General features: G+C 73.7%; 11 protein-coding genes and 1 tRNA gene. 8 read left to right on the top strand and 4 right to left on the bottom strand.

Annotated elements, in window-relative coordinates; genetic code table 11:
* The first annotated feature begins 44 nt into the window (after nucleotides 1–44).
* Nucleotides 45–117 (top strand) — tRNA-Lys (locus BJ976_RS10315).
* Nucleotides 118–271: 154 nt separating this feature from the next.
* Here BJ976_RS10315 and gtfA read toward each other — a convergent pair.
* From gtfA to BJ976_RS10300, 3 genes are read right to left on the bottom strand one after another with little or no spacing between them, the layout of a single operon-like run.
* Nucleotides 272–1,747, bottom strand: a complete 1,476-nt coding sequence (gene gtfA, locus BJ976_RS10310) for a sucrose phosphorylase (protein ID WP_135030144.1) — start codon at nucleotides 1,745–1,747, stop codon at nucleotides 272–274.
* Between the two features lie 55 nt (nucleotides 1,748–1,802).
* A complete protein-coding gene (locus tag BJ976_RS10305; protein ID WP_229667343.1) occupies nucleotides 1,803–3,140 on the bottom strand; it encodes a D-arabinono-1,4-lactone oxidase in 1,338 nt (445 codons plus the stop codon).
* A complete protein-coding gene (locus BJ976_RS10300; protein WP_229667346.1) occupies nucleotides 3,137–4,387 on the bottom strand; it encodes an alanine racemase in 1,251 nt (416 codons plus the stop codon). The genes BJ976_RS10305 and BJ976_RS10300 overlap by 4 nt, the downstream gene beginning before the upstream one ends.
* A gap of 15 nt (nucleotides 4,388–4,402) precedes the next feature.
* Here BJ976_RS10300 and BJ976_RS10295 point away from each other — a divergent pair, with 15 nt between their 5' ends.
* Nucleotides 4,403–5,125 carry an alpha/beta hydrolase gene (locus BJ976_RS10295; RefSeq protein ID WP_135030146.1) on the top strand — a complete coding sequence of 241 codons (723 nt, stop codon included), beginning with the start codon at nucleotides 4,403–4,405 and terminating at the stop codon, nucleotides 5,123–5,125.
* 33 nt (nucleotides 5,126–5,158) lie between these two features.
* Nucleotides 5,159–6,028: a hypothetical protein gene (locus tag BJ976_RS10290; RefSeq protein WP_135030148.1), complete on the top strand. Its 870-nt coding sequence runs from the start codon at nucleotides 5,159–5,161 to the stop codon at nucleotides 6,026–6,028.
* Between the two features lie 89 nt (nucleotides 6,029–6,117).
* Here BJ976_RS10290 and BJ976_RS10285 read toward each other — a convergent pair whose 3' ends face one another.
* Nucleotides 6,118–7,404, bottom strand: a complete 1,287-nt coding sequence (locus BJ976_RS10285; protein ID WP_135030150.1) for a DUF445 domain-containing protein — start codon at nucleotides 7,402–7,404, stop codon at nucleotides 6,118–6,120.
* 90 nt (nucleotides 7,405–7,494) lie between these two features.
* Here BJ976_RS10285 and BJ976_RS12100 point away from each other — a divergent pair, with 90 nt between their 5' ends.
* The 5 genes from BJ976_RS12100 to BJ976_RS10265 all read left to right on the top strand — a co-directional run bounded on the left by BJ976_RS12100 (nucleotide 7,495) and on the right by BJ976_RS10265 (nucleotide 12,198).
* Complete coding sequence (locus BJ976_RS12100; RefSeq protein WP_229667348.1) at nucleotides 7,495–7,818, top strand: glycerophosphodiester phosphodiesterase; 324 nt, start codon at nucleotides 7,495–7,497, stop codon at nucleotides 7,816–7,818.
* A gap of 11 nt (nucleotides 7,819–7,829) precedes the next feature.
* Complete coding sequence (locus BJ976_RS12095; RefSeq protein ID WP_229667350.1) at nucleotides 7,830–8,261, top strand: glycerophosphodiester phosphodiesterase family protein; 432 nt, start codon at nucleotides 7,830–7,832, stop codon at nucleotides 8,259–8,261.
* 123 nt (nucleotides 8,262–8,384) lie between these two features.
* Nucleotides 8,385–10,070: an ABC transporter substrate-binding protein gene (locus tag BJ976_RS10275; RefSeq protein WP_135030153.1), complete on the top strand. Its 1,686-nt coding sequence runs from the start codon at nucleotides 8,385–8,387 to the stop codon at nucleotides 10,068–10,070.
* Nucleotides 10,071–10,213: 143 nt separating this feature from the next.
* The gene (locus tag BJ976_RS10270; RefSeq protein ID WP_135030154.1) at nucleotides 10,214–11,218 is read left to right on the top strand and encodes an ABC transporter permease; all 1,005 of its coding nucleotides are present in this window, start codon (nucleotides 10,214–10,216) and stop codon (nucleotides 11,216–11,218) included.
* On the top strand, nucleotides 11,215–12,198 hold the full coding sequence (locus tag BJ976_RS10265) for an ABC transporter permease (protein ID WP_135030155.1): 984 nt from the start codon (nucleotides 11,215–11,217) through the stop codon (nucleotides 12,196–12,198). The genes BJ976_RS10270 and BJ976_RS10265 overlap by 4 nt, the downstream gene beginning before the upstream one ends.
* The last annotated feature ends 6 nt before the right edge of the window (nucleotides 12,199–12,204 follow it).

The raw sequence follows: 12,204 nt of genomic DNA, 5'->3' as shown, positions 1-12,204 counted from the left end.
GACGTCCCGAGGCGTCCGTGCGGCGTCGGGCTCCTGCGGACCGAGGGCCTTTAGCTCAGCTGGCAGAGCATCGGACTTTTAATCCGCCGGTCGCGGGTTCGATCCCCGCAGGGCCCACGCGAGAACGGCCCCCGTCCCGGCGTGATGCCGGGTCGGGGGCCGTCGTCGTGCCGGCCACCCGCAGCCCGGGCGCAGTACTGCCACGTAGACCACGCTCTACGCGGCAGTAGTGCGCCCGGGCGGGGTGCCCCACCGGGCATGCCGACGGGCCTCAGCGTCGGTCCAGCATCTCCCGCAGGGTCAGCACCCGCTCGCCGCCGTCCCCGGTGAGCGTGATGCTCGAGTCGGCGGGGGAGACGAGGTCCACGCGCAGCGTCGCGCGCGCCTCGCCGTGGACCCAGGCGAGGGACAGCTCGCCGCCCTGGCCGGCCACGGAGCACTCCCCGGCGAAGGCGGGGTGCGTGTTGCGCAGGACGAACAGCTCCTTCTGGGCGCGCACCGCGGGCCGCGCGGAGTCCGCGGAGATCTCCGCCTCCGTGTAGCGGTGGCGGTTGATGTCTCGGCCCACGCCGGTGCGCTCCAGCAGGGCGAGGTCGTTGTGCCCGGCCAGCGCGCCCACGTAGTACACCTGCGGGATGCCGGGGACGAAGACCTGCACGGCGCGCGCCAGCAGGTAGGCGGCGTCGTCGCGGCCGAGGGCGTCGTAGTAGGTGCAGTTGACCTGGTAGAGGTCCAGGTTCGAGGCGGCCGCCCCGGTCGCCCGGCGGGAGGCGCCCTCGGAGTGCTCGTGGATGCCCTCCACGAGCACGTCGATCTGCGGCGCCGTGAGCAGGCCGGGCGCGTCCCCCTCGGGGCCGACGTCGATCACGCCGATCCCGTCGTGCGTGTCCAGCACGGTGACGGCGTTGGCCGGGCGGATGTCCAGCCACCGCCGCAGCGCGCCCGCGTCCCCCGAGTAGAGCGTGTGCAGCAGCAGCGGGGGCAGCGCAAAGTCGTACACGCGGTCCACCGCGGAGGCGATCTCCATCTGGGTGCGGTGGTGGGCGTGGATCTCCACGAGCACCTCGAGGCCGCGCTCGTGCGCCGCCGCGGTGAACTCGTCGATGAACGCGAACGTCTCCGGCGTCATGAAGCTGGACGTGCCGGGAGTCTTCACGGCGTAGCCGGCGGCGTCGAGGCGGACCATGGAGGCCCCCGAGCGGCCGAGCGCGTCCAGGATGGAGAGCAGGTACGCCCGGGCGGCAGGCGAGTGCACGTCGATGTCGATCTGCTGCGGCGTGAACGTGGTCCAGAACAGGCGGCGCTCACCGCCCGCCGTGTACGGCGTGAAGGGCAGGCCCGGCCGGGGCCGGTAGATCGCGGTCAGGGTCTCCTCGGTGGCGCCGTCGGGGAACACGGAGGAGAAGGTGAGGAACAGGTCGGCGTGCTCGGACGCCTCGCCGCGGGCCAGGACGTCTCGGAAGGCCTCGGACTCGGAGGAGACGTGGTTGACGATCACGTCCGCCGTCACGTCGTGCGTCCGCGCGATCCCGGCCACGTCGTCCCATGTGCCCAGGCGGGGGTCCACCCGGGTGTGGTCGGTGGGGTCGAAGCCGGCGTCCGCGCCGTCGTGCGGGGTGAAGAACGGCAGCACGTGCACGCCCGTGAACACGTCCCGCCACTCCGGCGCGGTCAGCAGCCGCCGCAGGCCGGGCAGGTCGGGGGCGAGCCGGTCCGCATAGGTGATGAGCTGGACGCCGTTGCGCACGCGTTCCTCCTGGGGTCGGGGTGTCGTGGTCCGAGGACGGGGCGTCCAGCCTAGGTCAGGCCCCGAACACCCGGTCCAGGTGGTCGTTGGTGAACACGCGGCCGGGGTCGACGGCGTCGCGCACCGCCTGGAAGTCCGCGAACCGCGGGTAGGCGCCGGCCGCCCAGGCGGCGTCGCGTGTGTGCTCCTTGCCCCAGTGGGGGCGCCCGCCGAGGCCCGCGAAGACCTCCTCGCACGCCCGGAAGTAGGCGGTGGGGTCCTCGCGGTGCCAGCGGTGCACCGCGATGTACACCGAGTCGCGGCCGTGCGCGGTGGAGAGCCAGACGTCGTCCGCGGCGGCGGCGCGCACCTCCACGGGGAACGAGGGCAGGACCCCGCGCCGCGCCAGGTCCCGGGTCACGGCCTGCAGGCCGGCGAAGGCCTCCTCGAACGACTCCAGGGGGAGCGCGTACTCCATCTCGCGGAACCGCACGGAGCGGTCCGCCACGAACACGCGGTGGGACACGTCCCGGTAGCGGCGCTGGTCTACGCCCCACGCGGACACGCGGTTCAGCGCCGGCACGATCCGCGGCGCCTGCCCGCCGGCCCGGCACATCAGGGCGTAGACGCCGTTCGCCAGGATCCCGTCCATCACGGTGCTGCGGAAGGCCCCCACGGGGTCCACCCCGGCGCCCAGCGGCAGCCGGGTGTTCTGCTTGGTCCGTGCCGGGGAACCAGGAGAACTCGAGGTGGTCCGCGGTGCGGCAGCGCTCCACGAAGGCGGCACGACGTCGGCCAGCGGCTCCGCCTGCTCGCGCGCCTCGAGGAGGAAGGCGGGCACGCACCGCAGCTCCGCCTCCACGATCACCCCGAGCGCGCCCAGGCTGACGCGCGCGGCCTCGAACAGCTCGGGCTCGTGCTCCGTGTCCACCCAGCGCAGGGCGCCGTCCGCTGTCGCCAGGCGCAGGCCCGTGACCATCCCCGCGTACCCCGTGAAGCCCAGGCCCGTGCCGTGCGTGGAGGTGGCCAGCGCCCCGCCCACGGACTGCCGGTCGATGTCCCCCATGTTGGCCAGGGCCAGCCCGTGGGCGCCCAGCAGCGGGCCCAGCTGGTGCAGCGGCGTCCCGGCGAGCACCCGCACCCGGCCCGTGGCGTGGTCCACGTGCGTCAGGCCGGACATCCGCTCGAGGTCCAGCTGGACGCCGTCCGTGACGGCCACGGGGGAGAAGGAGTGGCCGGCGCCGATCGCCCGGACGCGCAGCCCCTCGCCGGCCGCGGCGGCCACGGCGGCGGCCACCTCGTCCGCCGAGGCGGGCCGGACCTCCCGGGCCGGGGTCCACCGGTGGGCCCCGGACCACGTCCGGTGCGTCGGGCCGACGGTGCGGGCGGGGCCGCCGGTCGTCGTCGGGCTCATCCGAACACCTTCCCCTCGCCGCGGTACGTGGGCCACAGGTCCACGATCGCGTCCTGCTCGGCGGAGTACACCGCCGCGGCCGCCAGGTGCTCGGCCGGCTCGCCGGCCTTGGCGTGGCGGAAGAACACCGGGTCGCCCAGGGACAGCCGGTCGGCCGCGTCCCCGCGCAGCGGCGTCTGGACCTCGCCCGCCGCCTCCTGCCCGGAGTAGCGCAGCCCCTCGGGCCAGGCCACCACGGGCAGGCGGTCCGCCGCGGGAGTGCCCGAGGCCACCCAGCCACCACCGGCCACCGTCACCACGCCGGGGCGGGGGCGGCGCACCACGGGACGGGTGAAGAAGGAGGCCGGGCGCAGCTCCAGGTCCCGGAAGCCGTCGAAGCTGGCCGGGCCCATCAGCCCCGAACCCGCCCCGATCTCCGTCACGGACGGGTCCTGCGCGGTGAGGTCCGCGGAGCCCGTGCCGCCGCCGTTGACGAACTCCAGGTCCGCGCCGGCCTCGCGGACCACGGTGCGGACGGCGGCCACGATCGCCGGGCGCCGGGCGGCCAGCTCCCGCATCGACGCGCGCTTGACGCCCCGCCCCACGGCCGAGCGCGGCCCGGCGCCCTCGGGCACGCCGGCCACCTGACCCTCGTAGGCCAGCACGCCCGCCAGGCGCAGGCCCGGCGTCCCGGTGATGCGGCGGGCCATCGCGGCCGCCTGCTCGGGGGTGCGCACGGGCGAGCGCAGCGCGCCCACGCGCAGCAGCCGGTGCGGCTCCCACGCCGCGTCCACGTCCAGGTACACCCGCAGCGGGGGGCGGCCGGCGTCGTCGTCCCGGGGGACGCCGGCGCGGCGGGCCACGGCCGCGATCAGCGCGAGGTGGTCGGGGGAGTCCACCACGACCGTCACCGCCGCGCGCGCGGCGGGATCCAGGACCCAGCGGGCCAGGGCGTCCTCGTCCACGCTCGGGTAGGCCACGAGCACGTCGTCCTGGCCCAGCTCCGCCCACCACAGGGCCTCGGGCAGGGCGTACGCCAGCACGCCCCGGTACCCGGGCAGGGTCAGGGCCTCCTCCACCGCGCGGCGCACGCGCAGGGACTTGGAGGCCACGCGCACCGGCAGGCCGCCGGAGCGGGCGTGGAGGTCGGCGGCGTTGGCCCGGAACGCGTCCAGGTCCAGCAGGCCGAGGGGCGCGGAGCGGTCTGCAGGGGGGAGCCGGCGCAGGGCGGGCGTACGGGGGCGCCACCGGGACGGGGCGGTCTTCACACCTAGGATGGAAGCATGCCCACCGGATCCGCGCCAGAGCTCGCCGTGCTCAGCTCGGGCGGCCACGCCGTGTGGTCGCGTCCCGCCTCCGAGCGCGCCGGGACGGACCTCGTCCTGGTCCTCCACGGCTACGGCTCCAACGAGGTCCGCGCCGCCCGCACCTTCTTCCCCATGCTGCCGGAGCGCTGCACCGGCCTGGCGCTGCGGGGCGGGTTCGAGATCGACGCCGACGCCGCCGAGGGCCCCGGCGACCCGGGCGCCCACGGCTGGTTCCTGCTGGACCTGCTGCTGCAGTCGGACTTCGCGCAGGTGCTCGCCGCCGCCCATCGCGTGTACGACGCGCTCTCCTCCGAGGAGGTGGAGCGGGCCGGGTTCCGCTCCGTGTCCGTGCTCGGCTTCTCCCAGGGCATGGCCATGGCGACCACCGTGATCCGGCTGCGGCCGGAGGCCTTCACCTGCGGGGTGGGGCTCAGCGGGTTCGCGGTGCAGAACGAGCTGCTCGCCGTGCTGGACTCCCCGGCGGAGGGCCCCGGGCCGCGCCCGTTCTTCTGGGGCCGGGACGTCGAGGACGTGGTGATCCACGCGGACGCCGTGGCCCACACGCAGGCGTGGGCCGCCGAGCACACCCTCCTGACGGCGCGCACCTACCCCGGGATGCGGCACGGCACGAGCCCCGAGGAGGCCCGGGACGTGCGGATCTTCCTGGACCACACGCTCGCAGCGGCGCCGGGACGCTGACCGCACGGTCCTGGCACCGCTACGGTGTCCCGCATGGCAAAGAACACCGTGATCGGCCGGTACGCCTCCACCAAGGCGAAGGACCTGGCCATGAAGTCCGCGTTCGACGAGGACGGCAACCCCAATGAGACCTTCGAGAAGGTCGTCCTCAAGACGCTGGACATCCAGCGCCCCCTGGTGCTGAAGAACATCCAGCGGCTCCACGAGAAGTTCCCGGAGGACACCCCGGAGCAGCTGGCCGAGCGGCTCGAGGACCAGTACGTGAAGACCATGACCGGGGCGGGTGCCGCGGTCGGCGGCACGGCGATCGTCCCGGGCATCGGCACGGTGGCCGCCCTGGGCCTGTCCGGCGCCGCGACCGTCGCGTTCCTGGAGGCGACCGCCCTCTACGCCCAGTCCCTCGCGGAGCTGCACGGCATCACCACCCCTGATCCGGAGCGCGCCAAGGCCCTCGTCATGGCCATCATGCTGGGCGACGACGCGAAGGAGCTCCTCAAGGAGTTCTCCCAGAAGTCCGGCGGCCCCGCGGGGGCGACCTCCGGTCTGACCGCCATGATGGGCGCGCCCACGGGGGCGGGGATGGGCGCCATGATGGCGGACCAGCTCAAGCGGCGGTTCCTGAAGCGGGTCCTGTTCCGCCAGGGCGCCGGCTTCTTCGGCCGCGCCGTGCCGTTCGGCATCGGCGCCGTGATCGGCGGCGTCGGCAACCGGGCCATGGCCCGGAACGTCGTGAAGAACGCCCACAGCTTCTTCGGCCCGCTGCCGGCCGTCATCCCGGGGGAGATCGTCCGGGCCGCCGCCCAGGGCGAGGACGTCGCCCAGAAGGCCGACGAGGACGAGGGCGGCGTCGTCTCCGGCCTCCTCAAGGCGCTGCCGATCGGCAGGAAGGACACGCGGGCCTGACCCGGCCCGGGCCCGCAGGGCCCCGCCACGACGACGGCGACGCTCCCTCCGCAGGGTGCGTCGCCGTCGTCGTGCCGGCGGAGGTCCCCTCAGAAGACCAGGGTGGCGAGCGCGTGGATGGCCAGGCCGGCCAGCGCGCCCACCACCGAGCCGTTGATCCGGATGAACTGCAGGTCCCGGCCCACGAGCAGCTCGAGGGTCCGGGCGGTCTGCTCGCCGTCCCAGCGGGCCACGGTCTCCTCGATCACGCCGGTGAGCGCCGGGCCGTACGAGCTCAGCGCGTAGGCGGCCACGCGGCGGGCGCGGGCGTCCACGGTGGTGCGCAGCGCGGGGTCCTCCTGCAGGCGGACGCCGAAGTCCACGAGCGCGTCCACGAGGGCGCGGTGCAGGTCCGAGGCGGGGTCCTCGAGGGCGTCCAGCAGCGAGTCGCGCAGCGCCGCCCACGCGCGCCCGGCCCACGCGCGGAGGTTCTCGTCCGCGAAGAGGCTGGCCTTGAACCGCTCCACCGAGGCGCGGGTCTCCGGGTCCTGGCGCATGTTCGCCGAGAGGCGGGCGAGCCAGTCGTCGACCGAGCGGCGGGCCTCGTGGTCCGGGTCGCGGCGGATGCCCGCGAGGTACTTGAGGGTCTCGGCGTGCAGGCGCTCGGCCAGCAGGCGGTCCACGAGGTCCGGGCTCCACTCGGGGGAGCGGCGGCGGACCGTCTCCACGAACATCTCCGGGTGGGAGGCCACCCAGTCCCCGGTGTGGTTGACCACCAGGTCCACCACCTTCTCGTGGTGGCGGCCCTCCAGCACGCTGTCCAGCACGCCCGCGAGCGTGGGGGCCCAGTCCGGCTCCACCATGTGGGTCTGCATCAGCTGCTGGAGCAGGTCCTGCACGGCCGCCTCGTCCGCCGCGGAGACGGCCGCCCGGGCCGCCGTCGCGATCTCCCCCGCCGCGCGGGCCGCGTGCGGGCGCTGCCGCAGCCAGCCGCCGGCGGCGTGCGCCACCTCGAGGCCCTCGACCTTCTCCCGCGCCACGTCCGAGTCCAGGAAGTTCTCCTGCACGAACTCCGTCAGCGCCGACCCCAGCTGATCCTTCTTCTTGGGGATCAGCGCGGTGTGGGGCACGGGCACGCCCGCGGGATGGCGGAACAGCGCCGTGACCGCGAACCAGTCCGCCAGCGCGCCCACCATGCCGCCCTCCGCGGCCGCCCGCACGTAGCCCCAGAACGGGTGCACGTCCTGCAGCGGGAAGGCGACGGCGAACACCACCGCCAGCACCACCAGTAGCCCGGTGGCCACCGTCTTCATGCGCCGCAGCGCCGCCGCGCGCTCGATCGAGGACGCGCTCAGCGGGAAGGACGCGTCCACGCCGGTGACGGGGGTCGATGCCATGGGACGAGCGTAGTCGTCGCCCGCGGTTCACCCGCCCGTGGTGCGGAGGTGGGGGGGGGCGGGTCAGGCGGGCTCCCTACCGTGGGCGGCGTGCTGCCCCTCGTGATCGCCCACCGCGGTGCGTCCGCCGCCTTCCCGGAACACACCCGCGCCGCTCTGCGCCACGCGATCGCCGTCGGCGCGGACGGCCTCGAGTGCGACGTCCAGCTGACCCGCGACCGTGAGGTGGTCCTGTGGCACGACGCCACCCTGGAACGCACCTCGGACGGTCGGGGCGCGCTCGCGGACCGGCCGCTGCGCCTGGCGGTGGAGCTCAAGCACCCCTCCCCGTTCGGGCGGGAGCTCGAGGAGAAGGTGCTGCGGGAGCTCGTGGCGGCCGGCTGGGGCCCGGGACCGGTCACATGGGGCAGGTGACCGTCTCGCTCATGAGCTTCGACCCCGGCGCCCTGGCCTACGTGGCCCCCCTGACCGGGCCCGACGCGCTGTGCCCGCTGATCGACCTCCTCCCGGAACGGGTGCCCTCCCGGCTGGTCCGCGGGCCGGTGTCCCGCGCCGCCGTGCGGGCGGCCGTGGGGCGGTCCCTCGCCGACGCCGAGGCCCTGGTGTGGCAGGGCCGGGCGGGGCTGGCCGGTCCGTCCGTGGCGTACGTGCGCCGGCACCTCGCGGACGTGAAGGCCTGGCTCGCGGCCGGCCGCCGACTGCGGGTGTGGACCGTCAACGAGCGCGAGGACGTGGAGTTCCTGCTCGCCCAGGGCGTCCAGGAGCTCACCACGGACCGGCCGGCGGACGTGGCGCGCTGGGTGACGGAGGCCGCGACGTCGTCGTCCGCGTCCGCACCCTCGGCCGCCCGGAGGTGACACGGGTGTGACATGGGGATCTCCCGGGGGGCGTACCGGTGTGGCTATAGTCACACGCATCACTTCGCGTGGTCCGTGTCACACCGGCCGGGCCCGCCCGCACCTCGAGACCGGAGGACCGTCATGGCCACCCCGTTCCGCCGCCGCGTCCTGTCCGCGGCCGCCCTCACCGCCGCAGGCGCCCTGCTCATCACCGGCTGCGCCGAGAGCCAGCGCGACGACGCCGGGGGCTCCGCCTCCGGATCCGGCGCCCAGGCCGGGTCCGTGGACGGCAACTTCATCTTCGCTGCGTCCTCGGACCCCAAGACCCTGGACCCCGCCTTCGCCTCGGACGGCGAGTCCTTCCGCGTCTCCCGCCAGATCTTCGAAGGCCTGGTGGGCACGAAGCCCGGCACGGCCGACCCGGCGCCGCTGCTCGCCGAGTCCTGGGAGTCCTCCGAGGACGGCCTGGAGCACACCTTCCAGCTGAAGAAGGACGTGACGTTCCACGACGGCACACCGTTCAACGGCGAGGCCGTGTGCGCGAACTTCGACCGCTGGTACAACTTCGAGGGCATCCAGCAGGCCGAGACCGTCTCCTACTACTACGGCAAGCTCTTCCGCGGCTTCGCGGACACGCCGGAGGACGCCGTCTACGAGTCCTGCGAGGCCACCGGGGAGCACGAGGCGAAGGTCACCCTCGCCGAGCCGTTCGCCGGGTTCATCTCCTCCCTGTCCCTGCCCGCCTTCGCGATGCAGTCCCCCGAGGCGCTCGAGAAGTACAAGGCCGACGAGATCGGCGGCACCGCCGAGTCCCCCGAGATGTCCGAGTACGCCCGTGCCCATCCGACCGGCACCGGCCCCTACACGTTCTCCTCCTGGAACGTGGGCGAGGACATCAAGCTCACCGCCAACGAGGACTACTGGGGCGAGGGCGGCGAGGTCACGGACATCACCTTCCGCGTCATCGACGACCCGGTGGCCCGCCGCCAGGCCCTCGAGGCCGGCGACGTGGACGGCTACGACCTCGTGGCCCCCGCCGACACCAAGGCCCTGGCCGACGCCGGCTTCAACGTCGTCCAGCGCGACCCGTTCACCATCCTCTACCTGGGCATGAACCAGGAGCAGGAGGAGCTCAAGGACGTGAAGGTCCGCCAGGCGATCGCCCACGCGATCGACAAGGAGGCCCTGATCAGCCAGACGCTGCCGGAGGGCACGAAGGCCGCCACGCAGTTCATCCCGGACTCCGTCAACGGCTACGCCGAGGACGTCACCACCTACGAGTACGACCCGGAGAAGGCCAAGCAGCTGCTCGCGGAGGCGGGCTACCCGGACGGCTTCACGATCGACTTCAACTACCCCACGGGCGTCTCCCGGCCGTACATGCCGACCCCGGAGCAGGCGTTCTCCAACCTCTCCAACCAGCTGGCCCAGGTGGGCATCAAGGTCAACGCGAAGCCCGCCAAGTGGAGCCCGGACTACCTGAACCAGATCCAGGGCACCGCGGACCACGGCCTCCACCTGCTCGGCTGGACCGGCGACTACAACGACACGGACAACTTCGTGGGCGTGTTCTTCGGCCAGGAGAAGCCGGAGTTCGGCTTCGACAACCCGGAGCTGTTCTCCGCGCTGGAGGAGGCCCGCGGCATCCCGACCCTGGAGGAGCAGACGCCGAAGTACCAGGAGATCAACAAGGAGATCTCCGACTTCGTGCCGGCCATCCCGCTCGCCCACCCGGCGCCGTCGCTGGCGTTCGACAAGCGTGTGGCCTCCTATCCGGCCAGCCCGGTCAACGACGAGGTCTTCACGGAGATCGACCTCACGGAGTGAGCCGCCCGCGGCGGGGGCGTCGTCCCCCGCCGCGGCCCTGACCTCCCCGCGCGACGACGACGCCGGAGCCCCGGCGTCGTCGTCGCCGTGACCGCCCCCCCACCGAGCGGCCGGGCATGCGCCCCGGCCCGGAGGAGACCCCTGTGCTCAGACTCATCGGCCGGCGCCTGCTGCTGCTGATCCCGACGCTGTTCGGCCTGTCCATCCTGCTGTTCGTGTGGGTGCGCAGCCTGCCCGGCGGACCCGCGACCGCGCTCCTGGGCGACCGCGCCACGCCCGAGGCGGTCGCCCGCGTGAACGCGGCCTACGGCTTCGACAAGCCGCTCGTGGAGCAGTACTTCACCTACATGGGCAAGCTGCTGCAGGGCGACTTCGGCACCTCGATCGTGACCAACCGCCCCGTGGTGGAGGAGTTCGCCCAGCGGTTCCCGGCCACCGTGGAGCTGTCCGTGTTCGCGATCGTGTTCGCGGTGGCCATCGGCATCCCGCTGGGCTACTGGGCGGCGCGCCACGTGGGCCGCTGGCAGGACGACGTCGCCGTCGTGCTGTCCCTGCTGGGCGTGGTGGTGCCGGTGTTCTTCCTGGCGTTCCTGCTCAAGTGGTTGTTCGCCGTGAAGCTGGGCTGGCTGCCCACGGACGGCCGCCAGGATCCGCGCATCGACGCCACCCACTACACCGACTTCTACGTGTGGGACGGACTGATCACGGGCGAGTACGACGCCGCGTGGGACGCGATCCTGCACCTGGTGCTGCCGGGCATCGCGCTGGGCACCATCCCGCTGGCGATCATCGCGCGCATCACCCGCGCCTCCGTGCTGGACGTGCAGAACGCGGACTTCGTGCGCACCGCGCGCGCCAAGGGCCTGGCCCCGGGCCTGATCCGCAACCGGTTCATCCTGCGCAACGCGATGCTGCCGGTGACCACCACGCTGGGCCTGCAGCTGGGCCTGCTGATCTCGGGTGCGGTGCTCACCGAGACCGTGTTCGCGTTCAACGGGATCGGCCGGTTCCTGAGCCAGGCGATCTTCCAGCTGGACTTCCCGGTGCTGCAGGGCTTCATCATCTTCATCGCCCTCCTCTACTCGCTGATCAACCTGGTCGTGGACATCTCCTACGGCCTCATCGACCCCAGGGTGCGTGTCTCATGAGCATGGTCATTCCCCCCTCCCCGGGCGGCGGTCCCGCCGAGGAGACCGTGGACGAGGCGGTCGCCCCGGGCGGCACCCAGACCACCACGGAGCCCGGCGCGGATTCGCGCGGCACCTCCGTGTGGGGCGCGGCGTTCCAGCGCCTGCGCCGCAACCCCGCGGCCATCGCCGGCGCGGTGATCGTGGCCCTGTTCCTCCTGGTGGCCGTCCTGGCCCCGGTGCTGGCCCCCTACGAGGGCACCGCGACGCCGGGCATGCGCGAGATCCGCCCCACGGACGTCCCGGGTCCCGGCGAGCTGGCCGGGTTCCCCCTCGGCCTGGACCGCTTCGGCGGCGACGTGCTGTCCAAGCTGATCTGGGGCGCGCAGGCGTCCCTGCTGATCGGCGTGGTCTCCACGGCCTTCGGCCTGGCCGGCGGCATGATCCTGGGCCTGCTGGCGGGCATGTTCGGGGGGTGGGTGGACGCCGTCGTCATGCGCGTGGTGGACATCCTGCTGTCCGTGCCGCACCTGCTGCTGGCCGTATCCATCGCCGCGATCCTGGGGCAGACCCCGTTCGCGGTGATGATCGCGATCGGCGTGGCGCAGATCCCGATCTTCGCGCGCCTGCTGCGCTCGTCGATGCTGAGCCAGCGCGGCTCGGACTACGTGCTCGCGGCGCAGACCCTGGGCCTGTCCCGGCGGACCATCACCATGTCCCACGTGCTGCCCAACTCCATGGGCCCCGTGATCGTGCAGGCCACCCTGACGCTGGCCACCGCCGTGATCGACGCCGCCGCCCTGTCCTTCCTGGGCCTGGGCGGCGGCCGCCCCGAGACCGCCGAGTGGGGCCGCATGCTGACCTACGCGCAGGCGGAGCTCGGCATCAACCCGTGGCTCGCGTTCCTGCCGGGCCTGTGCATCGCGATCACCGCCCTGGGCTTCACGCTGCTGGGCGAGTCCCTGCGCGAGGCCCTCGACCCCACGTCCCGGAAGCGCTGAGAGGAC

This window comes from Micrococcus flavus (assembly GCF_014204815.1).
Lineage (GTDB): Bacteria > Actinomycetota > Actinomycetes > Actinomycetales > Micrococcaceae > Micrococcus > Micrococcus flavus.
Note: the sequence above shows the minus strand (reverse complement) of the source record. Positions and strands in the feature narration are given on the sequence as shown.